Origin of the sequence: Pseudomonas sp. P108, from assembly GCF_032613195.1 — a bacterium.
Lineage (GTDB): Bacteria > Pseudomonadota > Gammaproteobacteria > Pseudomonadales > Pseudomonadaceae > Aquipseudomonas.
Genome location: NZ_CP126691.1, coordinates 1,891,012 through 1,915,492 on the forward strand (window position 1 = coordinate 1,891,012; position 24,481 = coordinate 1,915,492).

At 60.4% G+C, this 24,481-nt stretch carries 28 protein-coding genes; 22 read left to right on the top strand and 6 right to left on the bottom strand.

Annotated features, from left to right (window positions below):
* From QOM10_RS08305 to QOM10_RS08345, 9 genes are all read left to right on the top strand, one after another.
* The gene (locus tag QOM10_RS08305; RefSeq protein ID WP_007920000.1) at positions 1-789 is read left to right on the top strand and encodes a protein phosphatase CheZ; all 789 of its coding nucleotides are present in this window, start codon (positions 1-3) and stop codon (positions 787-789) included.
* A gap of 54 nt (positions 790-843) precedes the next feature.
* On the top strand, positions 844-3,114 hold the full coding sequence (locus QOM10_RS08310) for a chemotaxis protein CheA (RefSeq protein ID WP_316917856.1): 2,271 nt from the start codon (positions 844-846) through the stop codon (positions 3,112-3,114).
* Positions 3,115-3,163: 49 nt separating this feature from the next.
* Positions 3,164-4,312, top strand: coding sequence for a chemotaxis response regulator protein-glutamate methylesterase (locus QOM10_RS08315; protein ID WP_150752210.1), 1,149 nt, complete (start codon positions 3,164-3,166; stop codon positions 4,310-4,312).
* The gene (locus tag QOM10_RS08320; protein ID WP_016987476.1) at positions 4,312-5,052 is read left to right on the top strand and encodes a flagellar motor protein; all 741 of its coding nucleotides are present in this window, start codon (positions 4,312-4,314) and stop codon (positions 5,050-5,052) included. Before QOM10_RS08315 ends, QOM10_RS08320 begins: the two co-directional genes overlap by 1 nt.
* A gap of 12 nt (positions 5,053-5,064) precedes the next feature.
* Entirely contained in the window at positions 5,065-5,955 is an 891-nt protein-coding gene (motD, locus tag QOM10_RS08325; protein ID WP_064390875.1) for a flagellar motor protein MotD, read from the top strand.
* Between the two features lie 43 nt (positions 5,956-5,998).
* Positions 5,999-6,787 carry a ParA family protein gene (locus QOM10_RS08330; protein WP_008077691.1) on the top strand — a complete coding sequence of 263 codons (789 nt, stop codon included), beginning with the start codon at positions 5,999-6,001 and terminating at the stop codon, positions 6,785-6,787.
* Positions 6,788-6,892: 105 nt separating this feature from the next.
* Complete coding sequence (locus tag QOM10_RS08335; RefSeq protein ID WP_316917857.1) at positions 6,893-7,858, top strand: CheW domain-containing protein; 966 nt, start codon at positions 6,893-6,895, stop codon at positions 7,856-7,858.
* A gap of 90 nt (positions 7,859-7,948) precedes the next feature.
* Positions 7,949-8,434 (top strand): chemotaxis protein CheW, encoded by a 486-nt coding sequence (locus QOM10_RS08340; protein WP_007919980.1) that lies wholly within the window; start codon positions 7,949-7,951, stop codon positions 8,432-8,434.
* On the top strand, positions 8,435-8,827 hold the full coding sequence (locus tag QOM10_RS08345; protein WP_008083419.1) for a DUF2802 domain-containing protein: 393 nt from the start codon (positions 8,435-8,437) through the stop codon (positions 8,825-8,827).
* A 123-nt stretch (positions 8,828-8,950) separates the two neighbouring features.
* Here QOM10_RS08345 and QOM10_RS08350 read toward each other — a convergent pair whose 3' ends face one another.
* On the bottom strand, positions 8,951-9,280 hold the full coding sequence (locus QOM10_RS08350; protein ID WP_150774407.1) for an EscU/YscU/HrcU family type III secretion system export apparatus switch protein: 330 nt from the start codon (positions 9,278-9,280) through the stop codon (positions 8,951-8,953).
* The gene (locus tag QOM10_RS08355; RefSeq protein WP_316917858.1) at positions 9,277-10,851 is read right to left on the bottom strand and encodes a flagellar hook-length control protein FliK; all 1,575 of its coding nucleotides are present in this window, start codon (positions 10,849-10,851) and stop codon (positions 9,277-9,279) included. Before QOM10_RS08355 ends, QOM10_RS08350 begins: the two co-directional genes overlap by 4 nt.
* A 197-nt stretch (positions 10,852-11,048) precedes the next feature.
* On the opposite strand from QOM10_RS08355, the gene ccmA reads away from it, so the two are divergent.
* The 12 genes from ccmA (at position 11,049) to QOM10_RS08415 (ending at position 19,253) form a co-directional block, all read left to right on the top strand.
* Positions 11,049-11,684 carry a cytochrome c biogenesis heme-transporting ATPase CcmA gene (gene ccmA / locus QOM10_RS08360; protein WP_316917859.1) on the top strand — a complete coding sequence of 212 codons (636 nt, stop codon included), beginning with the start codon at positions 11,049-11,051 and terminating at the stop codon, positions 11,682-11,684.
* Entirely contained in the window at positions 11,681-12,349 is a 669-nt protein-coding gene (gene ccmB, locus QOM10_RS08365; RefSeq protein WP_008083427.1) for a heme exporter protein CcmB, read from the top strand. The genes ccmA and ccmB overlap by 4 nt, the downstream gene beginning before the upstream one ends.
* 78 nt (positions 12,350-12,427) lie before the next feature.
* Positions 12,428-13,183, top strand: a complete 756-nt coding sequence (locus tag QOM10_RS08370; protein WP_016987487.1) for a heme ABC transporter permease — start codon at positions 12,428-12,430, stop codon at positions 13,181-13,183.
* Positions 13,180-13,356: a heme exporter protein CcmD gene (gene ccmD, locus QOM10_RS08375; protein ID WP_003222944.1), complete on the top strand. Its 177-nt coding sequence runs from the start codon at positions 13,180-13,182 to the stop codon at positions 13,354-13,356. The genes QOM10_RS08370 and ccmD overlap by 4 nt, the downstream gene beginning before the upstream one ends.
* The gene (gene ccmE, locus QOM10_RS08380; protein WP_007919964.1) at positions 13,353-13,808 is read left to right on the top strand and encodes a cytochrome c maturation protein CcmE; all 456 of its coding nucleotides are present in this window, start codon (positions 13,353-13,355) and stop codon (positions 13,806-13,808) included. Before ccmD ends, ccmE begins: the two co-directional genes overlap by 4 nt.
* Positions 13,809-13,811: 3 nt before the next feature.
* Complete coding sequence (locus QOM10_RS08385; RefSeq protein WP_316917860.1) at positions 13,812-15,800, top strand: heme lyase CcmF/NrfE family subunit; 1,989 nt, start codon at positions 13,812-13,814, stop codon at positions 15,798-15,800.
* Complete coding sequence (locus QOM10_RS08390; protein WP_007919961.1) at positions 15,797-16,333, top strand: DsbE family thiol:disulfide interchange protein; 537 nt, start codon at positions 15,797-15,799, stop codon at positions 16,331-16,333. Before QOM10_RS08385 ends, QOM10_RS08390 begins: the two co-directional genes overlap by 4 nt.
* Positions 16,330-16,800: a cytochrome c-type biogenesis protein gene (locus tag QOM10_RS08395; RefSeq protein ID WP_316917861.1), complete on the top strand. Its 471-nt coding sequence runs from the start codon at positions 16,330-16,332 to the stop codon at positions 16,798-16,800. Before QOM10_RS08390 ends, QOM10_RS08395 begins: the two co-directional genes overlap by 4 nt.
* Positions 16,797-17,999 carry a c-type cytochrome biogenesis protein CcmI gene (gene ccmI, locus QOM10_RS08400; protein WP_316917862.1) on the top strand — a complete coding sequence of 401 codons (1,203 nt, stop codon included), beginning with the start codon at positions 16,797-16,799 and terminating at the stop codon, positions 17,997-17,999. Before QOM10_RS08395 ends, ccmI begins: the two co-directional genes overlap by 4 nt.
* Positions 18,000-18,024: 25 nt before the next feature.
* Positions 18,025-18,429, top strand: coding sequence for a hypothetical protein (locus QOM10_RS08405; protein WP_016987493.1), 405 nt, complete (start codon positions 18,025-18,027; stop codon positions 18,427-18,429).
* A gap of 207 nt (positions 18,430-18,636) precedes the next feature.
* The gene (locus tag QOM10_RS08410; RefSeq protein WP_150774404.1) at positions 18,637-18,849 is read left to right on the top strand and encodes a type II toxin-antitoxin system HicA family toxin; all 213 of its coding nucleotides are present in this window, start codon (positions 18,637-18,639) and stop codon (positions 18,847-18,849) included.
* A complete protein-coding gene (locus QOM10_RS08415) occupies positions 18,849-19,253 on the top strand; it encodes a type II toxin-antitoxin system HicB family antitoxin (RefSeq protein WP_123374656.1) in 405 nt (134 codons plus the stop codon). Before QOM10_RS08410 ends, QOM10_RS08415 begins: the two co-directional genes overlap by 1 nt.
* Positions 19,254-19,322: 69 nt before the next feature.
* Here QOM10_RS08415 and QOM10_RS08420 read toward each other — a convergent pair whose 3' ends face one another.
* Complete coding sequence (locus QOM10_RS08420; RefSeq protein ID WP_316918370.1) at positions 19,323-20,489, bottom strand: MFS transporter; 1,167 nt, start codon at positions 20,487-20,489, stop codon at positions 19,323-19,325.
* 260 nt (positions 20,490-20,749) lie between these two features.
* Here QOM10_RS08420 and QOM10_RS08425 point away from each other — a divergent pair, with 260 nt between their 5' ends.
* Complete coding sequence (locus tag QOM10_RS08425; RefSeq protein WP_316917863.1) at positions 20,750-21,370, top strand: DUF5666 domain-containing protein; 621 nt, start codon at positions 20,750-20,752, stop codon at positions 21,368-21,370.
* Between the two features lie 239 nt (positions 21,371-21,609).
* Here QOM10_RS08425 and QOM10_RS08430 read toward each other — a convergent pair whose 3' ends face one another.
* The 3 genes from QOM10_RS08430 to QOM10_RS08440 form a co-directional block, all read right to left on the bottom strand.
* Positions 21,610-22,608, bottom strand: coding sequence for a sulfate ABC transporter substrate-binding protein (locus tag QOM10_RS08430; RefSeq protein ID WP_038363913.1), 999 nt, complete (start codon positions 22,606-22,608; stop codon positions 21,610-21,612).
* Between the two features lie 104 nt (positions 22,609-22,712).
* Positions 22,713-23,537: an ion transporter gene (locus QOM10_RS08435; protein ID WP_038363916.1), complete on the bottom strand. Its 825-nt coding sequence runs from the start codon at positions 23,535-23,537 to the stop codon at positions 22,713-22,715.
* A 21-nt stretch (positions 23,538-23,558) separates the two neighbouring features.
* Positions 23,559-24,473 (bottom strand): urea transporter, encoded by a 915-nt coding sequence (locus QOM10_RS08440; protein ID WP_150774401.1) that lies wholly within the window; start codon positions 24,471-24,473, stop codon positions 23,559-23,561.
* Positions 24,474-24,481 lie beyond the last annotated feature (8 nt).

Here is a 24,481-nt window from a genome sequence, read left to right on the forward strand (position 1 = left end):
ATGGAGCATAACGAATCTTCACAGGGCGATTTCGAGTCGACCCTGAAAAAACACGCGGTCGAACTGGTCGAAAGCCTTGAAAAAGGCAGGTTCGGTGACGCTGTGCAACTGATCCATGAGCTCAATCAGACCCGTGACCGTGGCCTGTACCAGGAAGTGGGCAAGCTCACACGTGAACTGCACAGTGCGATCGTCAACTTCCAGATCGACCCGAACATGCCGCAGGCCGAGGAAGTGTCGCAAATCACCGACGCCACCGAACGCCTGGGCTATGTGGTCAAGCTGACAGAGGCCGCGGCCAACCGCACCATGGATCTGGTGGAAAGCGCCACGCCGGTGGTCAACAGTCTGGCTGATGAAGCGCAGACGTTGAGCGCCGATTGGGGTCGTTTCATGCGTCGCGAGGTCGGGGCTGAAGAGTTCCGCGAACTGGCGCGCCGGGTCGACGGTTTTCTGTCACGCAGCAGCACGGACAACCGTGCGGTGTCGAGCAATCTCAACGACATCCTGCTGGCCCAGGATTACCAGGACCTGACCGGTCAGGTGATCAAGCGTGTGACCCAACTGGTCACCGAAGTCGAAAGCAATTTGCTCAAACTCGTGCTCATGGCCAGTCAGGTTGACCGCTTTGCGGGCATCGAACATGACCGCGCCGCGATGCTTGCAGAAAAAGATCCACAAAAACATCTCTCGCAGGGTGAAGGTCCGCAGATTCATGCCGATAAACGAGAAGACGTTGTGTCCGGTCAGGACGATGTGGACGATTTGTTATCCAGCCTTGGATTCTAGTGTTTTGGAATTTTAGGTTTTTTGGGTTTTTAGACCTGTAGGAGCACCCCATTAATGAGCTTCGGCGCCGATGAAGAGATCCTTCAGGATTTCCTGGTTGAGGCCGGCGAGATTCTTGAGCAACTGTCCGAACAACTGGTCGAGCTGGAAAGCCGCCCGGATGACGCAGATCTGCTCAACGCAATTTTTCGCGGTTTCCACACTGTAAAAGGGGGCGCCGGCTTCCTTCAGCTCAATGAGCTGGTGGAGTGCTGTCACATCGCCGAAAACGTGTTCGACATCCTGCGCAAGGGTGAACGTCGCGTTGATGCAGAACTGATGGACGTTGTTCTCGAAGCACTGGACGCGGTGAACAGCATGTTCACTGAGGTTCGTGAGCGTGCTCCGATCACCGCCGCCACCCCGGAACTGCTGGCCGCCCTGGCGCGTCTGGCCGAACCGCAATCGGCGGACGCCGCCCCGGCTTCGCCAGTGGCCGAGATGATCGAAGAACTCGTCGTTGAAGGCGACGCGTCGGGCGACATCACCGATAACGAATTCGAACAGCTGCTGGATTCGCTGAACGCCGTCAAGGCCGAAGCCGAAGCCCCGGCCGCTGCTGCACCTGCGCAAACGGCCAATGAAGCAGCGAGCGATGAAATCACCGATGCCGAGTTCGAGTCGTTGCTTGATCAGTTGCACGGCAAAGGTCAGTTCGCGGTGGACGCAGTTGCACCAGCGGTGGCAGCCCCTGCGGCACCGGCCAAGGGCGACAGCTCTGACATCACCGACGACGAATTCGAAGCCCTGCTCGATCAGTTGCACGGCAAGGGCAACTTTGCCGTCGATGCGCTGGAGTCGGCGATTGCTTCGGCACCGGCGCCGGCTGCTCCAGCGGCCGCCGCTGCCGGCAGTGATCTGATCAGCGATCACGAGTTCGAATCGCTGCTCGACGAATTGCACGGTAAAGGCAAGTTCTCCGAAGTCGGCACCGCTGCTGCTGGCAGTGCTTCGACCGTCGCCACGCCTGCTGCCAAGGCACCGGCCGCTGCTGCAGCGCCCAAGCCTGCCGCCAAGCCTGAGCCGAAAGCCGAAGCGCCAAAACCGGCTGCCGCTGCTGCACCGGCTCCGGCCCGTGCTGCGCCGACACCGCCACCGGAAAAACCGGCGAGCGAAGCCGAAACCACCGTGCGCGTCGACACGGCACGTCTCGACGAAATCATGAACATGGTCGGCGAGCTGGTGCTGGTGCGTAACCGTCTGGTGCGTCTGGGCCTGAACAGCGGCGATGAAGCCATGCAAAAGGCAGTGTCTAACCTCGATGTGGTCACGGCTGACTTGCAGACCGCCGTAATGAAGACGCGGATGCAGCCGATCAAGAAGGTCTTCGGGCGCTTCCCGCGTCTGGTTCGAGATCTGGCGCGGCAGTTGAAGAAAGAGATCAACCTGGAACTGGTGGGCGAAGAAACCGACCTCGACAAAAACCTTGTCGAGGCCCTGGCCGACCCGCTGGTCCACTTGGTGCGCAACGCGGTCGACCACGGCATCGAGTCGCCGGAAGAACGCGAAGCGTCGGGCAAGGCCCGTGGCGGTCGTGTTGTTCTGGCGGCCGAGCAAGAGGGCGACCATATCCTGCTGTCGATTTCCGATGACGGCAAAGGCATGGACCCGAACGTCCTGCGCGCCATCGCGGTTAAACGCGGGGTGATGGACAAGGATGCGGCCGATCGCCTCAGCGATACCGAGTGCTACAACCTGATTTTCGCCCCGGGTTTCTCGACCAAGACCGAGATCTCCGACGTGTCCGGCCGTGGCGTCGGCATGGACGTGGTGAAGACCAAGATTTCCCAGCTCAACGGTTCGATCAACATCTACTCGACCAAGGGCCAAGGCTCGAAGATCGTCATCAAGGTGCCGCTGACCCTCGCGATCATGCCAACCCTGATGGTCATGCTCGGCAATCAGGCGTTTGCGTTCCCGTTGGTCAACGTCAACGAAATCTTCCACCTCGACCTGTCGACCACCAACGTCGTCGACGGTCAGGAAGTGGTGATCGTGCGGGACAAGGCGCTGCCATTGTTCTACCTCAAGCGCTGGCTGGTCAGCTCCGCCGCTCACGAAGAGCAGCGTGAAGGCCACGTGGTGATCCTTTCGGTGGGCACGCAGCGGATCGGCTTCGTCGTCGATCAACTGGTCGGTCAGGAAGAAGTGGTCATCAAGCCATTGGGCAAAATGCTGCAGGGCACTCCGGGCATGTCCGGCGCCACCATTACCGGTGACGGCCGCATCGCGCTGATTCTCGATGTTCCAAGCATGCTCAAGCGTTACGCCGCACGGCGTATTTGAATCCGGGGCGGCGGGGCGACAACGTCCCGCCGCACCTAATGGAGTGTTTATGGCAGTCAAAGTCCTGGTGGTGGACGATTCGGGTTTTTTCCGCCGCCGCGTCTCGGAAATTCTTTCAGCGGATCCGAGCATTCAGGTGGTCGGCACCGCTACCAACGGTAAAGAGGCGATCGATCAGGCGCTGGCACTCAAGCCGGACGTGATCACCATGGACTACGAGATGCCAATGATGGACGGCATCACGGCAGTGCGGCACATCATGCAGCGCTGCCCGACCCCGGTGTTGATGTTCTCCTCGCTGACCCACGAAGGCGCCCGGGTCACCCTCGATGCGCTGGACGCCGGCGCGGTGGATTTCCTGCCGAAGAATTTCGAAGACATCTCGCGTAACCCCGAGAAGGTCAAGCAATTGCTGTGCGAGAAGGTGCATAGCATCTCGCGCAGTAATCGTCGTTTCAGTGCTTACAGCGCACCGGCTCCCGTTGCTGCCCCAGCACCGACGCCTGCTCCGGCGCCGTCGAGTTTCGGCAGCCACAGCAGCAGTCACAGCACCAGCGCGCCGGCTCGTCCGGCTCCAGCGCCAGCACCGACTCGCGCCCCGGCCGCCAGCGCTTCGTCGCCCGCGCCGAAACGCAAAGCTTACAAACTGGTTGCCATCGGTACTTCGACGGGCGGCCCGGTTGCTCTGCAACGTGTGCTGACTCAGTTGCCAGCGAATTTCCCGGCGCCGATCGTGTTGATCCAGCACATGCCGGCGGCATTCACCAAGGCTTTCGCCGAACGTCTCGACAAGCTGTGCCGCATCAGCGTCAAGGAAGCCGAGGATGGTGACATCCTGCGTCCGGGCCTGGCGTTGCTGGCACCGGGTGGCAAGCAAATGATGATCGACGGCCGTGGCGCGGTGAAAATCCTCCCGGGCGACGAGCGTCTGAACTACAAGCCATGCGTGGACATCACCTTCGGTTCGGCGGCGAAATCCTACGGCGACAAAGTTCTGGCGGTGGTGTTGACCGGCATGGGCGCTGACGGCCGTGAAGGCGCGCGTCTGCTCAAGCAGGGCGGCAGCGCGGTGTGGGCACAAGATGAGGCAAGCTGCGTGATCTACGGCATGCCGATGGCCATCGTCAAAGCTGACCTCGCCGACGCGGTGTACAGCCTCGACGACATCGGCAAACACATTGTCGAGGCGTGTATCTGATGGATGTTTTAAGCCTTATCGGGATCATCATGGCGTTCGTCGCCATCATCGGTGGTAACTACCTTGAGGGTGGTCACCTCGGTGCGCTGGCCAACGGCCCGGCGGCATTGATCGTACTGGGCGGCACCATCGGTGCCGCACTGCTGCAATCGCCGATGAGCGCGTTCAAACGCGCCATGCAGATCCTCGCCTGGATTCTGTTTCCGCCACGGGTCGATCTGGCCGGTGGCATCGATCGCGTCGTCAACTGGAGCCTCACCGCGCGCAAGGAAGGCTTGCTTGGTCTGGAAGGCGTGGCCGATGCCGAACCCGACAACTACTCGCGCAAAGGCCTGCAATTGTTGGTCGACGGCGCCGAGCCGGAAGCGATCCGCAGCATCCTCGAGGTGGATTTCTACACCCAGGAAGCCCGCGATATCGAAGCAGCGAAAGTCTTTGAAAGCATGGGCGGCTACGCGCCAACCATCGGTATCATCGGTGCGGTGATGGGCCTGATCCACGTGATGGGCAACCTCGCCGATCCGACGCAACTGGGCAGCGGCATCGCCGTCGCCTTCGTCGCGACCATTTACGGCGTCGCCAGTGCCAACCTGGTGTTGCTGCCAATCGCCGCCAAGCTGAAGTCAATCGCGTTGCGGCAGTCGCGTTATCGCGAAATGTTGTTGGAAGGGATCCTGTCGATCGCCGAAGGTGAAAACCCTCGCTCCATTGAGTTGAAGCTGCAAGGCTTCATGGACTAAGGGAATAACCTCATGGCTCGTCGCAGGCATCAGGAAGAACACGTCAATCACGAGCGCTGGCTCGTGTCCTACGCGGATTTCATCACGCTGTTGTTCGCGTTCTTCGTGGTGATGTACTCGATTTCGTCGATCAACGAAGGCAAGTACAAGGAAATTTCCGAAGCGCTGGTCGGTGTCTTCAAAGACTCCGACCGCGCGCTCAAACCGATCCAGATCGGCGACGAACGGCCGAAAACCGTGACACCGGCCAAGCCGCTGGTCAAGGACGCCGAGCAGATCGATGCCGGTATCGCCGGCGCCAGCGATCCGTTGAAAAGCATCGCCGATGACATCAGCGCCGCATTCGGCGACTTGATCAGCTCCAACCAGATGACCGTGCGCGGCAACGAGTTGTGGGTCGAGATCGAACTCAACTCCAGCCTGCTGTTCGGCAGTGGCGATGCCATGCCAAGCGACATCGCCTTCAACATCATCGACAAGGTGGCGGCGATTCTGAAACCGTTCGATAACCCGATTCACGTCGAGGGTTTCACCGACGATCAACCGATCCGCACGGCGCAGTATCCGACCAACTGGGAACTGTCTTCGGCGCGTTCGGCGAGCATCGTGCGCATGCTGGCCATGCAGGGTGTGAACCCTGGCCGATTGGCATCGGTGGGTTACGGCGAGTTTCAACCGGTGGCCAACAACGCTACCGCTGAAGGCCGGGGGAAAAACCGCCGGGTGGTTCTGGTGGTCTCGCGAAACCTCGATGTGCGCCGCAGCCTGACGGGCACTGGAACCGCTAACGCGCAACCGGACGCTGCGTTGAAGCGTGCTGGCACACAAACTGCACCGACCCCGGTCAAGACGCCGGGACGCGAGAGTGCCGTCAATTCTCCGTCACCCGCATTAACACGCTGAGCTATGTCTCGGTCGAGCATATCGGCCGGGAGGAACGAACTGAATGAGAGTCTGGGCAGTCGCCAATCAAAAGGGTGGTGTCGGTAAAACCACATCTTCCATCGCTTTAGCCGGATTGCTGGCCGAGGCGGGCAAGCGCGTGGTTGTGGTCGATCTCGACCCGCACGGCTCGATGACCAGCTATTTCGGCTACGACCCCGACAGCCTGGAACACAGCAACTACGACCTGTTTCTGCACAAGGGCAGCGTGCCGCAAGGCCTGCCGGGGCAGTTGTTGTTGTCGACCAGTGACGAACGTATTTCCCTGCTACCGTCGAGCACCGCACTGGCGACCCTTGAGCGTCAGTCGCCGGGGCAGAGTGGTTTGGGTCTGGTGATCGCCAAGAGTCTGGCGCAGCTGTGGCAGGATTTCGATTACGCGGTGATCGACAGCCCGCCGTTGCTCGGTGTGCTGATGGTCAACGCCCTCGCGGCGAGCCAGCAACTGGTGATCCCGGTGCAGACCGAACACCTGGCCGTCAAAGGTCTGGAGCGCATGGTCAACACCCTGGCGATGATCAACCGCTCGCGCAAACAGGCGCTGCCGTTCAGCATCGTGCCGACCCTGTTTGATCGCCGTACCCAGGCCTCGATGCATACCTTGCGCGTGCTGCGCGACAAATTTCCCGACGAGATCTGGCAGGGTTATATCCCGGTCGATACCCGTCTGCGCGACGCCAGCCGGGCCGGTGTCACGCCTTCGCAATTCGACGGCAAGAGCCGTGGCGTGCTGGCGTATCGCGCGCTGCTCAAGCACCTGTTGGCGCAACAACTTGTTCCGCAGGTGGCTTGAGATGAACCTGTCCCGATCACGCCTGCCTGACTTGCACAAATCCTGTGGGAGCGAGCCTGCTCGCGAAGCAGGCGACGCGGTTTCCCTATCCGGCGCTGTTGACCGATGAACCGCCCAGTCAAGCTCACATCGCGTCCGCAATTGGCGCTGCAGTCTTATCTGGATAATTTGCTGCAGGAAATTCCTGAGGAGCTGCCGCCGGTCATTGAGGCGCAGCCTGAAGTTGTGGAAAGCAGCGAGGCGCTGGACGAGTTCCAGGCTGCGGTACTGGAAGAGCAGGCACGTGATGCGCAGAAGGCTGCCCGGCCTGCTGCGCCGGTTGCCGCGCCTGCCGCCGCAGCGGTGACCAAAGCACCGGTTGCATTGATCGAAGAGGCCGAGCCGGTTCGCGCATCGGTGTCGACACTCGCACCGCTGCTGCAAACCCAGTTGCTGAAAACCGCGCCGGAACCGGAAGTGGTCGAACCGGCCCCAGCACCTGCTCCGGTTGCACCCGCACCCGTCGAGCAGACGCTGGTGCCGCCGCTGGTGGAAGTGCATCTGCCGCCTAACAACACGCCGCCACCGGTGGAAACCGATGGTCGCCCGGCCTGGGCCTCTGAAGCCTTCGAATGCCTGCTGTTCGACGTCGCCGGCCTGACCCTCGCGGTGCCACTGGTGTGTCTCGGCTCGATCTATTCGCTGGCCGGTCACGAGCTGACGCCGTTGTTCGGTCAGCCGGAATGGTTCCTCGGGATCCTGCCGAGTCAGGCCGGCAATCTGAAAGTGTTGGATACCGCGCGCTGGGTCATGCCGGATCGCTATCGCGATGACTTCCGTCAGGGCTTGCAGTACGTGATTTCGGTACAAGGTTACGAGTGGGGGCTGGCGGTGCATCAGGTCAGCCGCTCGTTGCGTCTGGACCCGAATGAAATCAAATGGAGAAGTCACCGGGGTCAGCGGCCATGGCTCGCCGGCACCGTGATTGAGCACATGTGTGCATTGCTTGACGTTTCCGCACTGGCCGAGTTGATCGCCAGCGGTGGGGCAAAGCACCTGAGCGGCCACAAGCCGCTACATAAACCGACATAGCAGCCGACATAACAATCAGGCGACGGCATTGTTGAATGCCGCCACACAGAACACACACCGCCCAGAGCGGTTTTTTCGAGGGGTCAGGGTATGAGTAGTCAGGCGACGAATGCAAAAGGTTCTGAAGATCCGATCCTGCAATGGGTTACCTTCAAACTGGACAACGAAACCTACGGCATCAACGTGATGCGCGTTCAGGAAGTGCTGCGCTACACCGAGATCGCTCCGGTGCCGGGCGCGCCAAGCTACGTGCTGGGCATCATCAACCTGCGCGGTAACGTGGTTACCGTGATCGACACCCGTCAGCGCTTCGGCCTGAACAGTGGCGAGATCAGCGACAACACCCGTATCGTCATCATCGAAGCCGACAAGCAAGTCGTCGGCATCATGGTCGACAGCGTGGCCGAAGTGGTTTACCTGCGTCAGTCGGAAATCGAGACGGCGCCGAACGTCGGCAACGAAGAGTCGGCCAAGTTCATCCAGGGCGTGTGCAACAAGAACAACGAGTTGCTGATCCTGGTCGAGCTGGACAAGATGATGAGCGAAGAAGAATGGTCGGACCTGGAGAATATCTGATTGATTCTCGAGGTTGCGGTCATTGTCCTGTTCCTCTTCTGGGCAGGCACGCTGGCAATGTTTGTGTCGTACATCAAGGCGCAAAAAGTCATTGCTGCGCAACAGGCTCAGGGCGATGCGCTGCGTGATCAGCGCATCAAGGACCTGGCCAAGCGCGTCGACGATTACCAGAACGGTAATGTGCGCATGGGCGAGGCGCTGCACGAGTTGCGTGCGGTAGTCAGCCCTTTGCCGGACAAGATCGTTCAGCTGGAACAGCGCGATCCATCGAGCCTGTCGTTCGCCCAAGCGGCGAAACTGGTGGGCATGGGTGCGAGCGTTGATGAACTGACTCAGTCCTGCGGGTTGACCCAGGCTGAGGCGGAGTTGATGCGCAAACTTCACAAGAACTGATTGTCGTACCGGGATCGTTCCCACGCTCTGCGTGGGAATGCATCTTGGGACGCTCCGCGTTCCGCCTGTGAAATGTGACGCAGAGCGTCACGGGCGGCATTCCCACGCAGAGCGTGGGAACGATCAGTAATCATCCCCGCGATCGGTGATGTCCTTCTCGACCATCGGCGCATTCGGGTCCTGCCCCTCTGGGAATTTGCCCTTCAGATTCCACGCAAACGCGATGATCTCGGCGATGGTGCGATACAGCTCCTCTGGAATGCTGTCGCCCAATTCCATGCGCGCCAACAAGCGCACCAATTCGGCGTTCTCATAGATCGGCACTTCGCAATCGCGAGCAATGCGCAGGATTTCTTCGGCCAGTTCCTCATCACCTTTGGCGGTGAGGGTCGGGGCGTGGTTGCCGTCGTATTTGAGGGCGATGGCCTGGCGTGGGGCAGTGGAATCGTTCATGCGGTTTCGTCGACCCAGCGGTGTTCGAGGCGGGTTTGGTTGCCTTGCGGCGGGGTGCCGAGGTGGCAGTCGATGTCGCCGACGTTGAGCCCGCGATCAAGCAGGCGCTGACGCAGGGCGAACAGGTTGTTGCCGATCAGATCGGCGGTGTACGGCCGTTCGGCCCACAGTTGGCTGGACAGGCTGCCGGCGATCAGTTGCGCCTGAATCTGCATCGGCCCGAGCGGCTCCATGTCGAACGCCAGATCGACGCGCCACAGCTGTTGCTTGGGCTCGCGCTCGTCGCGGCGTTCGTTTGGTTGCGGCTCTCGCTCCGGCGCTTCTTCACGCTGGAACTTGACCTGCAACGGCACGATGTCCTGCAGGTTGCGCATGGGGATCTCCAACTGCCAGGTGCTGAGCAGACGCCCGTCGTCGGTAACGCCGGTCTGTTCCAGGCTCGACAGTTGGTGGCTTTGCAGGCGCGAAACCGCTGCGGCGGCGAGGCGCAACAACTGTTCCAGATCACCTTCGCCGTCCAGGCTTTGCAGCAAACGCTCGGGCAGCGGGAAGCTGCTCGGTACCGGTTTGGCGCTGACCTGGCCGAGCATGCCGAGGGCGTTGCGGACGAAACTCGGCAGCGCTTGCGCCAGGGTGTTGGCGGCGATGATCGCGTTGAAACTGGTGTTGCTCGGCAGGCCCGGGGTCAGTTGTGCGATCAGCTTGAGCAAATCGGCTTTCATGTCCGGAGCCAGCGTCGGGTTCTGGCCGGTCAACAGTTTGGCTTCGAGGAACACGCCGCTGTTGGCCAGCGCCAGTGCCACGCCTTTGGCGGTGCTCAGTTGTTGCACGTCCGGGAGGCTGGCGAGCAGTTTTTCGACCGCCGCACGCAGATCTGCCGAGGTCGAGTCATCGGCTGGCGGCAGATTCTGTAATGCGTTCAACAGACCGCTGAGCGAAGCCTGGCGACTTTGCTGGCCGACCAGTTGCTGACTGACGGCCAGTTGTTCCTGGCGGCTGCTCATGGGCAGAAACTTGAGAGTTTGTGAATCTTCCACCAACGCCGAAAGCAAAGTGCCAATGCGCAGCGGCTGCGGGCTGTCGATGGTCAGTGTGCTGCCGCTCTGCGCGGTATTGAGCAGGGTGACCAGCGAGCGGAATACCGCGGCTTGCCCCGGCGTCTGCGGCAGCGCCTGCGAGGTCAGCACCTTGCCTTGCAGCAGCGTACCGACCGGCAATTGTGCGGTGTCGATGCGGGTGAGGGCGGCGACGCTGCTGGCAATGGCTTGCTGCACGGTAATCGCCAGGTTGCCCGCCGATGGCTGGGTGATCGCCAGGCTGGTGCCTTGGGGCAGCGGCAGATTGCTGGTCGCCTGCACGGTGGTCTGGCGTCCGCCGTCGACGGTGACCTTGAGCAATAACTGAAAGGTCTGATCCGCCTGCTTGAGCGACAACACCTCGGCCTTGGCGCTTTGCCCGGCGCCGATCAGGCCTTCGACCGGGGTCAGCAGCTTGAGCAGCTCACCGACCTGCGGGCGAACGGTCGCCGGGGTAGTGGGCGGGAGCGGGAGGATGTTCATTTCGCCTGTCATACGCGGACACAACCTGAGGAAAATGCACTCTTGAGAGTAAGGCACGACATGTATAATGCCGCCCGTCTTGCGCTTCGAATAAAAAACATAGCAATTGTTTGACCCAGCTCTCTAGATCGAGCCGTCAATGCATCTATGCTGCATCTCTTTAACGGCCGCGCCAGAGCCGACTTGAACCGTATAAGGCCCGTGATCCCTTGACCAGTCCTGTCCTGCAAACCGTTGCCCTCGCGTGTGAACGTGATCTGCGGCTGCTCTTCGAAAATCTCGAATTGAGACTCGCCAGTGGCGATATGGTGCAGATCAGCGGACCCAACGGCAGCGGTAAAACCAGCCTGTTACGCCTGCTGTCCGGGCTGATGCAGCCGACCGCTGGACACGTCCTGCTCAATGGCCTGCCGCTGACCGAACAACGCAGCGAACTCGCCCGCAACCTGCTGTGGATCGGCCACGCCGCCGGGATCAAGGATCTACTGACTCCGGAGGAGAACCTGTCGTGGCTCTGTGCCCTGCATCATCCCGCCGAACGCGAGGCCATCTGGCAAGCGTTGGCAGCTGTAGGATTGCGCGGCTTCGAAGATGTTCCCTGCCACAGCCTGTCCGCCGGTCAGCAACGCCGTGTGGCGCTGGCGCGTTTGTATCTGGACAGCCCGCCGTTGTGGATTCTCGATGAGCCGTTTACTGCCCTTGATAAACAAGGCGTGGCACAACTTGAAGAACATCTGGCCGGGCACTGCGAACGCGGCGGTCTGGTGGTGTTGACTACGCACCACACGCTGAGCCGGATGCCGGCCGGTTATCGCGACATCGATCTGGGGAACTGGGCAGTATGAGTGTGTTTGGCCTGCTGGTTGCCCGTGAATCCCGACTGCTGTTTCGCCGCCCGGCGGAGCTGGCCAATCCACTGATTTTCTTCGCCATCGTCATCGCATTGTTCCCGTTGGCCGTCGGCCCGGAAACTCAAGTGTTGCAAAACCTGTCCCCCGGGTTAGTCTGGGTGGCGGCGCTGTTGTCGGTCCTGCTCTCGCTGGACGGTCTGTTCCGCAGTGATTTCGAAGACGGATCCCTGGAACAGTGGGTCCTTTCGTCGCACCCGCTGCCACTTCTGGTCTTGGCCAAGGTGCTGGCACACTGGCTTTTCTCCGGTCTGGCACTGGTTCTGCTCTCACCGCTACTGGCGTTGATGCTCGGTTTGCCTGCCGCCTGCCTGCCGGTTTTGCTGTTTTCGTTGCTGCTGGGAACACCGGTGCTGAGCTTGCTCGGCGCGGTGGGCGCGGCACTGACAGTCGGTTTGAAACGTGGCGGCCTGTTGCTGGCGCTGCTGATTCTGCCGTTGTACATCCCGGTGTTGATCCTTGGCAGTGGCGCCTTGCAGGCCGCCTTGCAAGGCATGCCGGCGACCGGGTATCTGCTGTGGCTGGGTAGCCTGACCGCCCTGGCGATCACCCTGACACCTTTTGCAATAGCTGCTGGCCTGAAGATCAGCGTCGGCGAATAATGAGGTCTGGTTAAAATTTAACCAGCAAAGACCCTGAGACTGCTCACACCGATGAGCGGCACCCGTGATGGAAACAGTATGAACTGGACCTGGTTTCACAAGCTCGGCTCGCCCAAGTGGTTCTACGGCATCAGCAGCAAGTTCCTGCCGTGGTTGAGCATTGCAGCGTTGCTGCTGATTGGCGTCGGCGTCGTTTGGGGCCTGGCCTTCGCGCCGCCGGACTATCAGCAAGGCAACAGCTTTCGCATCATCTATATCCACGTACCCGCCGCGATGCTCGCTCAGTCGATCTACGTGATGCTGGCGGTGTGTGGTGTGGTCGGGCTGGTGTGGAAAATGAAACTGGCCGACGTCGCCCTGCAATGCGCCGCTCCGATCGGCGCGTGGATGACCGCCGTGGCGCTGGTCACCGGGGCGATCTGGGGCAAACCGACGTGGGGCTCGTGGTGGGTCTGGGATGCGCGCCTGACCTCGATGCTGATTCTGCTGTTCCTGTATTTCGGCGTGATCGCGCTGGGCAATGCGATCAGCAACCGCGACAGCGCCGCCAAGGCCTGCGCGGTGCTGGCCATCGTCGGTGTGATCAACATTCCGATCATCAAATACTCGGTGGAGTGGTGGAACACTCTCCACCAGGGCGCGACCTTCACCCTCACCGAAAAACCGGCGATGCCGGCGGAAATGTGGCTGCCGCTGTTGCTGACGGTGCTGGGTTTCTACTGCTTCTTCGGCGCCGTGCTGTTGCTGCGCATGCGCCTTGAAGTGCTCAAGCGCGAAGCCCGCGCCAGTTGGGTGAAAGAAGAAGTGCAGCACAGTCTGGAGGCCGCTCGATGAGTTTTGCTTCATTCGGCGACTTTCTCGCCATGGGTCATCATGGCCTGTATGTCTGGTCGGCTTACGGCATCTGTCTGGCGGTGCTGATCCTCAACGTGGTGGCGCCGATCGCGGCCCGCAAGCGCTATCTGCAACAAGAGGCGCGTCGTCTGCGCCGGGAGAACGGCAAGTGAATCCGCTGCGCAAGAAACGTCTGATCATCATTCTGGCCATTCTGGTCGGGGTCGGCGCTGCCGTCGGCCTGGCCCTCAGCGCCCTGCAGCAGAACATCAATCTGTTTTACACGCCGACTCAGATCGCCAATGGCGAAGCGCCGCAAGACACGCGCATTCGCGCCGGCGGCATGGTTGAGGCCGGTTCGCTGCAGCGCTCGAAGGATTCGCTGGACGTCAAATTCGTCGTCACCGACTTCAATAAATCCGTGACCATCGCCTATCGCGGCATCCTCCCGGATCTGTTCCGCGAAGGGCAGGGCATCGTCGCCCTCGGCAAGCTCAACGCCGACGGCGTGGTGGTGGCCGATGAAGTGCTGGCCAAGCACGACGAAAAGTACATGCCGCCGGAAGTGACCAAAGCCTTGAAAGACAGCGGTCAATCCGCGCCAACGCCTGCGAAGGAGGGTTGATCGATGACGTCGGCAATTTTTATTCCTGAGCTCGGCCATCTGGCGATGATTCTGGCGCTGTGTTTCGCGCTGGTGCAGGCCGTGGTGCCATTGATTGGCGCCTGGCGCGGTGACCGTTTCTGGATGAGTCTGGCCCAGCCGGCGGCGTGGGGGCAGTTTGCTTTTTTGCTGTTTGCATTTGGCATTCTGACCTACGCGTTCATGACCGATGACTTCTCCGTCGCCTACGTGGCAAACAACTCCAACACCGCGTTGCCGTGGTATTACAAATTCAGCGCGGTGTGGGGTGCCCACGAAGGGTCGTTGCTACTGTGGGCGCTGATTCTCGGCGGCTGGACCTTCGCCGTGTCGGTATTCTCACGCCAGTTGCCGCAGGTGATGCTCGCCCGCGTTCTGGCGGTGATGGGCATGATCAGCACCGGTTTCCTGCTGTTCCTGATCCTGACGTCCAACCCGTTCAAACGCATCCTGCCGCAGATGCCCAGCAACGGCGCTGACCTCAATCCGCTGCTGCAAGATATCGGCCTGATCGTTCACCCGCCGATGTTGTACATGGGGTACGTCGGCTTTTCGGTGGCGTTCGCCTTCGCCATTGCGGCGTTGATGGGCGGTCGACTGGATGCCGCGTGGGCACGCTGGTCGCGTCCTTGGACCATCGTCGCCTGGGCCTTCCTCGGCATCGGCATCACCCTCGGTTCGTGGTGGGCGTACTACGAACTCGGCTGGGGCGGCTGGTGGTTCTGGGACCCGGTGGAAAACGCTTCCTTTATGCCTTGGCTGGTCGGCACCGCGCTGATCCACTCGCTGGCGGTCACGGAAAAACGTGGCGTGTTCAAGAGCTGGACGGTGTTGCTGGCGATTGCCGCGTTTTCGCTGAGCCTGCTTGGGACTTTCCTGGTGCGTTCCGGCGTACTGACTTCGGTGCACGCGTTTGCTTCCGATCCGGAGCGCGGCGTGTTCATTCTGATCTTCCTGCTGTTCGTGGTCGGTGGCTCGCTGACGCTGTTCGCCCTGCGCGCACCCGTGGTCAAGAGTCAGGTCGGTTTCAACCTGTGGTCGCGGGAAACCTTGCTGCTGGGCAACAACCTGGTGCTGGTGGTGGCGGCGTCGATGATTCTGCTCGGTACGCTGTATCCGCTGATTCTTGATGCCCTGAGCGGCGCGAAAATGTCGGTCGGCCCGCCGTACTTCAATGCGCTGTTCATTCCGTTGATGGCGTTGCTGATGACGGTCATGGCGGTCGGCGTTATCGTGCGCTGGAAAGACACCCCGGTGAAATGGCTGGCCAGCATGCTGACGCCAGTGCTGCTCGGCAGCGTCGCGCTGGCCGTGGTGGCCGGTGTCGCTTACGGCGATTTCAACTGGGCAGTGATCGCGACCTTCCTGCTGGCCGCGTGGGTGTTGCTCGCGGGCGTGCGCGACATCGTCGACAAGACTCGCCACAAAGGTTTGATCAAAGGCCTTCCAACCCTGACCCGCAGTTATTGGGGCATGCAGATCGCGCACCTCGGCATCGCCGTGTGCGCGCTGGGCGTAGTGTTGTCGAGTCAGAACAGTGCCGAACGCGACTTGCGTCTGGCGCCGGGCGAGTCGATGGACCTGGCCGGTTATCACTTCGTCTTCGAAGGCGCCAAGCACTTCGAAGGGCCGAACTTCACCTCTGATAAAGGCACCATTCGGGTGATCCGCGCCGGCAAGGAAATCAGTGTTCTGCACCCGGAAAAACGTTTGTACACCGTGCAGAACTCGGTGATGACCGAAGCCGGGATCGACGCCGGTTTCACCCGCGACCTCTACGTTGCCCTCGGCGAACCGCTGGACAACGGCGCGTGGGCGGTGCGGGTGCACGTCAAACCGTTCGTGCGCTGGATCTGGTTCGGCGGTTTGCTCACCGGGTTCGGTGGTTTGCTGGCAGCGCTGGATCGACGGTATCGGGTCAAGGTAAAAGCCAAGGTGCGTGAAGCGCTGGGCATGACGGGAGCGGCGGCATGAGACGTTGGTTGATGCTGGTGCCATTGGCGATTTTCCTGCTGGTGGCGGTATTTCTTTATCGCGGTCTGTACCTCGATCCGGCGGAGTTGCCGTCGGCGATGATCAACAAGCCGTTCCCGGAGTTTTCCCTGCCAAACGTGCAGGGCGACAAGAGCCTGACCAAGGCTGACATTCTCGGCAAACCGGCGCTGGTCAACGTCTGGGGCACCTGGTGCATTTCCTGCCGGGTCGAGCATCCGGTGCTGAACAAGCTCGCCGAGCGTGGCGTGGTGATCTACGGCATCAACTACAAGGACACCAACGCCGATGCCTTGAAATGGCTGGCCGAATTCCATAATCCGTATGCGCTAGACATCCGCGACGACGAAGGCTCGCTGGGCCTGAATCTCGGCGTCTACGGTGCGCCGGAAACGTTTTTCATCGACGCCAAGGGCATCATCCGCGACAAGTATGTCGGCGTGATCGACGAGCAGGTCTGGCGCGAAAAACTCGCCGCGAAGTATCAGGCGCTGGTCGATGAGGCCAAGCCATGAAGCGCTTTATGGCTGCGCTGGTATTGGGTTTGAGTCTGGTCGGTGTTGCCCATGCCGCCATCGACACCTACGAGTTCGCCAAAGAAGGTGATCGCGAGCGTTTCCGCGAACTGACCAAGGAACTGCGCTGCCCCAAGTGCCAGAACCAGGACATCGCCGACTCCAACGCGCCGATTGCCGCGGACTTGCGCAAAGAGATTTTCCGCATGCTCGGCGAGGGCAAGGACAACCAGCAGATCATCGATTTCATGGTTGATCGCTACGGTGATTTCGTCCGCTACAAACCGGTGCTCAATGCCAAAACGGCGTTGCTGTGGTTCGGCCCGGCTGGGCTGCTGCTCGGCGGTGTCGTGGTGATCGCGGTGATCGTCCGCCGTCGTCGCAGCCAGCGTGCCGAGACTCCGCAAGCGCTGTCCAGCGAAGAGCGTCAGCGCCTCGACCAACTGTTGGATAAAAACCAAGAATGATTGATTTCTGGCTTGCCGCAGGGCTGTTGCTTCTGGTCGCCCTGAGTTTCCTGCTGATCCCGGTGCTGCGTGAACGTCGCGCCCAGCGTGAAGAGGATCGTACTGCCCTGAACGTCGCGCTGTATCAGGAGCGTGTCGCCGAGTTGCAGTCGCAACAGGCTGAAGGCGTACTCGACGCTGCGCAAATGGACAGCGGTCGTGCCGAGGCTGCGCGCGAGTTGCTGGCGGATACCGAAGGGGTTGCCGCACCGCGTATCTCGAAACTGGGTAAACCGTTGCCGTTGCTGGCGGCGGTGTTGGTGCCTGTGTTGGGTCTGGGCCTGTATATGCACTTCGGTGCTGCCGACAAGGTCGAGCTGACCCGCGAATTCGCCCAGGCACCGCAGTCGATGGAAGAGATGACCCAGCGTCTGGAACGTGCCGTCGCGGCGCAACCGGATTCTGCGGAAGGCCTGTATTTCCTCGGCCGTACTTACATGGCGCAAGAGCGCCCGGCGGACGCGGCGAAGATGTTCGAACGCGCCGCCAATCTGGCCGGTCGCCAACCGGAACTGCTCGGCCAGTGGGCGCAGGCGCAGTATTTTGCTGATGGCAAAAAGTGGTCGGCGAAGATACAGGCGCTGACCGACGAAGCACTGAAGGCTGATCCGAAAGAGGTCACCAGCCTCGGTCTGCTCGGTATCGCTGCGTTTGAAGGCGAGCGTTATCAGGAAGCCATCGATTACTGGAACCGCTTGCTCGCGCAACTGCCGCCGGAGGATAACTCCCGCGCCGCGCTGCAAGGCGGGATCAAGCGCGCCGCCGAACGTCTGGAAGCCAGCGGTGGCAAGGTTGCTCAGGCACCGGTAGCCGCGAAAGCCGCGCTGTTGAAAGTCAGCGTCGATCTGGCCAGCGAACTCAGAAGCAAAGTGCAACCGGGTGACAGCGTGTTCATCTTTGCCCGCGCCACCTCCGGCCCACCGGCACCGCTGGCGGCCAAACGTCTGACCGTGGCCGATTTGCCGGTGACCGTCGAACTGGGCGATGCCGACGCAATGATGCCGCAGTTGAAACTGTCGAACTTCCCTGAAGTCCAACTGGTTGCGCGCATCTCACGGGCTGGTCAACCGACCGCCGGTGAGTGGGTCGGTCGCAGCGGCCCTCTGGCCAGCAGCACCACTGCGCTACAAAAACTGACCATCGACAGCCCGGACAAATAGCCGGACACAACAGGAAAGCACCGCCATGCACACCATCGCCCGAATCACAGTCCTCACACTGGCCCTGGGCTTGAGTGCATGTGCGGTGCAACGACCGGAACCGACGACGAATTTGCCACCAATCCCGCCGTCGCAACCAAGCCCGACCCCATCGACTTCGCCGACCCCAGGCAAAAGCATCCCGGCAAAACCGGCCAAACCGGTTCCGCGCACCTCAGCCAGCTTCGCCCCACCACCGGGCGGCAACAGCCACTGGGACCAGAAACTCGGCGTCTACGTCCTCGACGACCAGACCAATACCTTCTACCGCCAGCGCACCTATTACCGCTGGAACAACGGCTGGAGCCGCTCCGTCAGCCCCAACGGCCCGTGGGAAGACACCAACATCCACGGCGTGCCGCCGGGGCTGGGCAAGCAGTTCGGGCAGTAAATGAAAACGGCGATCTTTGGATCGCCGTTTTGCTGTGTGCCTGTTGGGTTCGCACAGAAATTGCTCAAGGAAGCGCTGCGCAAAGCTCAGGGCCTAGCGTTTCAATCACACTCTGTAAAACAACCGGACGTCGCTCTCTGGATTCCTGTGCTTGAGTAAAGATAACTCTAGGGTTATTTTTAAAGGACCAAGCCAAGGAGGCGATTGGTGCAAAGCAGGCAATTGATCAAGGAGCTGGAGGAGGCTGGCTGGGTGCTGGATCGGATCACCGGCAGTCATCACATCTTCACTCACCGATACAACCCGTACACGATTCCCGTCCCTCACCCGAAAAAGGATTTGCCGCTGGGGACGGTCAAAAGCATCAGGAGGCGTGCCGGGTTGCACAACCCGCCAGCCAGTTATCAAGGAAATCCATAATGCAATATCCAATCTGCATTGAATGGGGTGACGAAAATACCGCCATCGGTATTCAGATCCCCGATATTCCCGGCGCCGTTACAGCAGGGGATAGCTTTGAAGATGCCTACAAGGCGGCGGTTGAAGTCGCCCACATCATGCTGCAGGAGATTGCGGCGGACGGGGAGTCGATTCCTATGCCGACTTCGGCATCCGCTCATCGCAGTAATCCCGAATTTGCCGATATGGGCTGGGGCATGCTTGAGCTGGACATTTCGCCCTATCTCGGCAAGACCGAGAAGGTCAACGTAACGCTGCCCGGTTACGTGATTCAGCGCATCGATCGTTATGTGCGCGAGCACAACGTCAAAAGCCGCTCCTCCTTTCTGGCGGATGCGGCGATGGAAAAGCTGGTTCGATATTAAGCCTCATCGCTCCCCCAGGCTCAATGAATAACTTGTGGGAGCGAGCCTGCTCGCGAAGCTTTTGCGGCCTTACGCCGTTGCCAATGAACTGCGCTGCGAAGCACTCAAAAACCGCAACAACGCCAACAGCGGAAACACACTGCCCACAATCACGATCCACAACCAGCCGCCATGCTCATACACCGCACTGGCCACCGACGAGCCGAAGGCGCCGCCGATGAAGATGCTGGTCATGTACAGCGCGTTCAAACGGCCACGGCTTTTCGCGTCCAGCGAGTAGACGGCGCGCTGACCGAGGACCATGTTCATCTGCACGCAGAAATCGAGCACCACGCCGGTCACGGCCAGGCCGATGACGCTGTAAGCCGGGTGAATGAAGGCGGGCAGGAAGCTCAGGCTGGCGAACAGCATGGCCAGCAGCGAAGCGATGCGAGTGTGGCCGGCGTCGGCCAGGCGTCCGCTGATCGGTGCGGCGATGGCACCGATGGCGCCGACCAGGGCGAAGATGGCGATTTCGCTTTGTGACAGGCCATGGTTGCGTGCCAGTTCCAACGGCACGGCAGTCCAGAACAGGCTGAACGTGGCGAACATGCAGCCTTGGTAAAACGCCCGTTGGCGCAGTACCGGTTGCTGGCGCAGCAACGTCCACAGCGAACCGATCAACTGACCATACGTGGCGCTGTGATCCGGCTTGCGCTTGGGCACGGTCAACGCGAGCACCACGCTGATCGCCGCCATCAGTGCGGCGGCAATCATGAACATCGCCCGCCAGCCCAAGTGGTCGGCAACCACGCTAGAAACCGGCCGCGCCAACAAAATGCCCAGCAGCAAGCCACCCATGATCCCGCCAACCACCCGGCCACGGGATTCTTCCGGTGCCAGATGCGCCGCCAGTGGAATCAGGATCTGCACCGACACCGAACTGAAGCCCACCAGCAACGAGATCAGCAGGAACACGTTCGGCTGATCGGTAAACGCCGCCGCCAACAGGCTGGCAATCGCCACCACCGTGGTGATGATCATCAACCGGCGGTTTTCCAGTAGATCGCCCAGTGGCACCAGGAAGAACAGGCCCAGCGCATAACCGATCTGCGTCAGCGAGACGATGAAGCTGGCCATGGTGTCGGAGAGACCGATGTCCGGCGCGATCAGGCCGATGATCGGCTGTGCGTAGTAGATGTTGGCAACGATGGCGCCGCAGCAGAAGGCGAACAGCAGCACCATGCCTCGGGTCATTATGTGAGTGGTGGTCATAAGGTTTCTCGATCCAGCGAAAGGGAATGCGGTGAGGCTATGGGACAAACCCGAAGGGCAGAAGACGCCGTCGGTTGATATCAGTTATTCCGTTGCGGAATGACCGGGGCTATCGGCCTGTCATCCATCGGCAGACCTTGCGTCTGACCGCTGAGGGTCGATGATACATTCACTTACATCCTGTTCGATAGCGTGCTTATGTTTGCATTGGCTTGTTCAATCTTGATGACTGGAGGATTGCAATGTTTCGTCAGAGGCTTCACCACATAGCAACGATTGTCGTGATCAGCCTGCTGGCTGCGATGAACGTGCAGGCCGCCGATGCTCCTGGCATGCGCCTAGGCGTGCGCGGCGAGATCACCGGGGTCAGCGCCGACACCTTGAAAGTCCACGTCAACAGCGGCGAGAACGTGGTGATTCAGTTGACCGGTGACACCAAGGTCCGCGCCGTCACCCTGGCCAATATCGAAGACATCAAACCCGGCAGTTACATTGGCTCGGCGGCCATGCCGCAGGAGGACGGCACGCTCAAGGCGCTGGAGGTGCATGTGTTTCCGCCGGAGCTGGCGGGCAGCGGTGACGGGCATCGACCGTTCGACCTGGCTAAGGGCAGCAGCATGACCAATGGCAGCGTCGGCGATCTGGTGGTGAGCAACGGGCGGGTGCTGACGGTGAACTACAAGGGCGGGCAGCAGAAGATCTTGGTGCCGGAGGATGTGCCGATCGTTAATTTGATGCCGGGGGATCGGAGCTTGCTGAAGGTTGGGGTGAAGATCGTTACGTTCGTCACGCAGAGTGCGGATGGCACGCTGACGGCGCAGTCGATTTCTGCGGGGAAGGATGGGGTGACGCCACCGATGTAAAAGCCCCTCACCCTAACCCTCTCCCGGAGGGAGAGGGGACTGATTGGGGGATGCATGAGAGGTACGCCGACCTGAACGTGCTGTGGTGAATCCATAATCGATAAGGTCTTTCAGGTCGATGTAACTCGCCAGACACCTCGGTTGGCCCCCTCTCCCTCTGGGAGAGGGCTGGGGTGAGGGTAAAGCGGCCACAAAAAAAGGCGACCTTAGTGGGTCGCCCTTTCATACCTGCTTAAACCTTACTGCCCGCTATAGATCTGATCGAAAACCCCACCATCATTGAAGTGAGTCTTCTGCACCGTACGCCAGTCACCAAAGGTCTTCTCCACCGAGAGGAAATCAACTTTCGGGAAGCGATCGGTGTACTTCGCCAGTACCGCCGGATCACGCGGACGCAGGTAGTTTGCCGCGGCAATCTCCTGACCTTGCGGCGACCACAGGTACTTCAGGTACTCATCCGCCGCCGCACGCGAACCTTTTTTGTCGACCACTTTGTCGACCACAGACACCGGCGGCTCAGCCTCAGCCGAAACACTTGGATAGATCACTTCAAACTGATCACGACCAAACTCGCGGGCAATCATTTCCGCTTCGTTTTCGAAGGTCACCAGCACGTCGCCGATCTGGTTGGTCATGAAGGTCGTGGTGGCGGCGCGGCCACCGGTATCGAGCACTGGCGCTTGCTTGAACAGTTTGCCGACGAAGTCTTTTGCCTTGTTCTCATCGCCACCGTTCTTCAGCACATAACCCCAGGCCGACAAATAGGTGTAGCGGCCATTACCCGAGGTTTTCGGGTTTGGCACGATCACTTGCACGCCATCCTTGAGCAGATCCGGCCAGTCTTTCAGGGCTTTCGGGTTGCCTTTGCGGACGATAAACACGGTGGCCGAAGTGAACGGTGCGCTGTTGTTCGGCAGACGCGTGACCCAATTCTCCGGGACCAGTTTGCCGTTGTCGGCGAGGGCGTTGATGTCGGTGGCCATGTTCATGGTGATGACGTCAGCCGGCAGGCCATCGATCACCGAACGCGCTTGCTTGCTCGAGCCGCCGAAGGACATCTGTACGGTGATGTTTTCGTTGTGCTCGGCTTGCCAGTGTTTCTGGAACGCAGTGTTGTAGTCCTTGTAGAAATCGCGCATCACGTCGTAGGAAACGTTGAGCAGCGTCGGGGCTGCCTGGGCGATGTTGGCCAAGGCCAGGCCGGCGGCGAGAAGTGAGGCGCCAAAGAGTTTTTTCACTGCGCATTCCTTGTTTTATCTGTGTAGGAGCAGGGGGTGATATTCAATTGCCACTGACTATAACGGGGCGCGCATAGTCGTTTAAAGATTTAAAAGCTCTTTGCTTATTCCAATTTCTTGAACAACGCATTGCCACATCGCGAGCAAAACGCCGCGCCGTGTTCATGGCTGTTTTTCTTGCACACCGGGCAATCGTGTTGCAGTTGTTCACCGCGCATGGCGTTGGCCAGTTCAGCGGTGAAAATCCCCGTCGGCACGGCGATGATCGAGTAACCGGTGATCATCACCAGCGACGAAATCACCTGACCCAGCGGGGTCTTCGGCACGATGTCGCCGAAGCCGACGGTGGTCAAGGTGACGATAGCCCAATAGATGCCTTTGGGAATGCTGGTGAAGCCGTGCTCCGGGCCCTCGATCACGTACATCAAGGTGCCGAACACCGTCACCAGCGTGCAGACGCTGACCAAGAACACGACGATCTTCTGCTTGCTGCCACGCAGCGCTGACATCAGGTAATTGGCTTGCTTGAGGTACGGGCTGAGTTTGAGCACACGGAAGATCCGCAGCATGCGGATGATCCGGATGATCAGCAGGTACTGCGCATCGCTGTAATACAGGGCGAGGATGCCGGGCACGATCGCCAGCAAATCCACCAGCCCGTAAAAGCTGAAGGCGTAGCGCAACGGCTTGGGCGAACAGTACAAGCGCAGGATGTACTCGCCGAGAAAGATGATCGTGAAGCCCCACTCGATGTAGGCCAGCACGTTCGCGTAGTTCTGGTGAATGCTGTCGATGCTGTCGAGCATCACGATCACCAGACTGGCGAGGATGATCAACAGCAGGATGCCGTCGAAGCGACGCCCGGCGCGGGTGTCGCTCTGGAAAATCATCACGTAAAGCCGTTCGCGCCAACTGTTGCTGCTGTCCATGGATAACGCCTGAATCGAAGATCAGCGCAGCCTAGGTTGATTCTCCCCGTGAGCGCAAGACGCGTTGTCGACCGAGGCTTTGCCAAGCATCTGAATACCGGCGCGGATCAGCCAGCAAGCGAGGATGAATGGCGCGGTCAGAGTGGCGAGGCCGACGGCAGCAAATAGCGGAGTGACCAGCAGCGCCAGCACGATGCCGAGTAGTGGCAGCCATGGTTGTTGGCGTTGCGTGCTGAAGGCGAGGGCGGCGAGCACGGCGTTGTAGCTGCCGAGACCGAGCAAAGCGGAGCTGGTTTCGTGATGCAGCAGGCTGGAGGCGAGGCCGATTGCAGAAGCCAGCATCGCCCAGCAAAACGCGCGACGATCAGCGATCAGCAATCCGGCAGCGATCAGCGCGCCGGCCAGCGGATGGCCGAGGAACATCACCTGGCCCAGTCCACGGAGTTCGGCAGCGAGCAGATTGATCGTATTCGTCTCGATCTGCGCTATCGGTGCCGAAGGTTCGGCAAACAGCAGCAATACCCAGCTCATGGCCACGAACGGCGAGGTGTAGGCCGGTATGGAGCGGCTGCTGTATACATGTTTCAGCCATTGCTGCGTGACCATCGCGCTCAAGCCGCCAGCGGCGAGAATCAGCGGTGGCAGCAGCGGCGACCACGGGAAATAAAGGCTCAGCAACAGGCCAAGCAAAATGCCGTTGTAGCTGAACAGCCCGGCCTGGCGATCAGCCTTGGCGTAGTTGCGCCGTTGCGCGGTGAGCAATCCGGCGACGGCACCGAGCAGCGCTCCGGCGAACAGCACCGGCGCGGTCAGCAGGATCGCCAACAGACACAGCAGGCCGCACAGCGGATGGCGCTGGAGGAATATTTGACTGAAGCCGTTGAGCAAAGCCTCGGCCCAGTCGGGGCAGTGGGTGTTGAAATGATTGGCAGGCATGGCAGGTC

Bases quoted from the DNA above. Each gene is read 5' to 3' on its own strand.
- QOM10_RS08415 (WP_123374656.1), top strand. From the start codon at position 18,849: ATGCAATATCCAATCTGCATTGAATGGGGTGACGAAAATACCGCCATC.
- QOM10_RS08395 (WP_316917861.1), top strand. From the start codon at position 16,330: ATGAAGCGCTTTATGGCTGCGCTGGTATTGGGTTTGAGTCTGGTCGGT.
- QOM10_RS08385 (WP_316917860.1), top strand. From the start codon at position 13,812: ATGACGTCGGCAATTTTTATTCCTGAGCTCGGCCATCTGGCGATGATT.
- QOM10_RS08350 (WP_150774407.1), bottom strand. From the start codon at position 9,280: ATGAACGATTCCACTGCCCCACGCCAGGCCATCGCCCTCAAATACGAC.
- QOM10_RS08405 (WP_016987493.1), top strand. From the start codon at position 18,025: ATGCACACCATCGCCCGAATCACAGTCCTCACACTGGCCCTGGGCTTG.
- QOM10_RS08320 (WP_016987476.1), top strand. From the start codon at position 4,312: ATGGATGTTTTAAGCCTTATCGGGATCATCATGGCGTTCGTCGCCATC.
- QOM10_RS08315 (WP_150752210.1), top strand. From the start codon at position 3,164: ATGGCAGTCAAAGTCCTGGTGGTGGACGATTCGGGTTTTTTCCGCCGC.
- QOM10_RS08310 (WP_316917856.1), top strand. From the start codon at position 844: ATGAGCTTCGGCGCCGATGAAGAGATCCTTCAGGATTTCCTGGTTGAG.
- ccmI (WP_316917862.1), top strand. From the start codon at position 16,797: ATGATTGATTTCTGGCTTGCCGCAGGGCTGTTGCTTCTGGTCGCCCTG.
- ccmD (WP_003222944.1), top strand. From the start codon at position 13,180: ATGAGTTTTGCTTCATTCGGCGACTTTCTCGCCATGGGTCATCATGGC.
- QOM10_RS08440 (WP_150774401.1), bottom strand. From the start codon at position 24,473: ATGCCTGCCAATCATTTCAACACCCACTGCCCCGACTGGGCCGAGGCT.
- QOM10_RS08420 (WP_316918370.1), bottom strand. From the start codon at position 20,489: ATGACCCGAGGCATGGTGCTGCTGTTCGCCTTCTGCTGCGGCGCCATC.
- QOM10_RS08370 (WP_016987487.1), top strand. From the start codon at position 12,428: ATGAACTGGACCTGGTTTCACAAGCTCGGCTCGCCCAAGTGGTTCTAC.
- ccmB (WP_008083427.1), top strand. From the start codon at position 11,681: ATGAGTGTGTTTGGCCTGCTGGTTGCCCGTGAATCCCGACTGCTGTTT.
- QOM10_RS08355 (WP_316917858.1), bottom strand. From the start codon at position 10,851: ATGACAGGCGAAATGAACATCCTCCCGCTCCCGCCCACTACCCCGGCG.
- QOM10_RS08305 (WP_007920000.1), top strand. From the start codon at position 1: ATGGAGCATAACGAATCTTCACAGGGCGATTTCGAGTCGACCCTGAAA.
- QOM10_RS08390 (WP_007919961.1), top strand. From the start codon at position 15,797: ATGAGACGTTGGTTGATGCTGGTGCCATTGGCGATTTTCCTGCTGGTG.
- QOM10_RS08435 (WP_038363916.1), bottom strand. From the start codon at position 23,537: ATGGACAGCAGCAACAGTTGGCGCGAACGGCTTTACGTGATGATTTTC.
- motD (WP_064390875.1), top strand. From the start codon at position 5,065: ATGGCTCGTCGCAGGCATCAGGAAGAACACGTCAATCACGAGCGCTGG.
- QOM10_RS08340 (WP_007919980.1), top strand. From the start codon at position 7,949: ATGAGTAGTCAGGCGACGAATGCAAAAGGTTCTGAAGATCCGATCCTG.
- QOM10_RS08330 (WP_008077691.1), top strand. From the start codon at position 5,999: ATGAGAGTCTGGGCAGTCGCCAATCAAAAGGGTGGTGTCGGTAAAACC.
- QOM10_RS08425 (WP_316917863.1), top strand. From the start codon at position 20,750: ATGTTTCGTCAGAGGCTTCACCACATAGCAACGATTGTCGTGATCAGC.
- QOM10_RS08335 (WP_316917857.1), top strand. From the start codon at position 6,893: ATGAACCGCCCAGTCAAGCTCACATCGCGTCCGCAATTGGCGCTGCAG.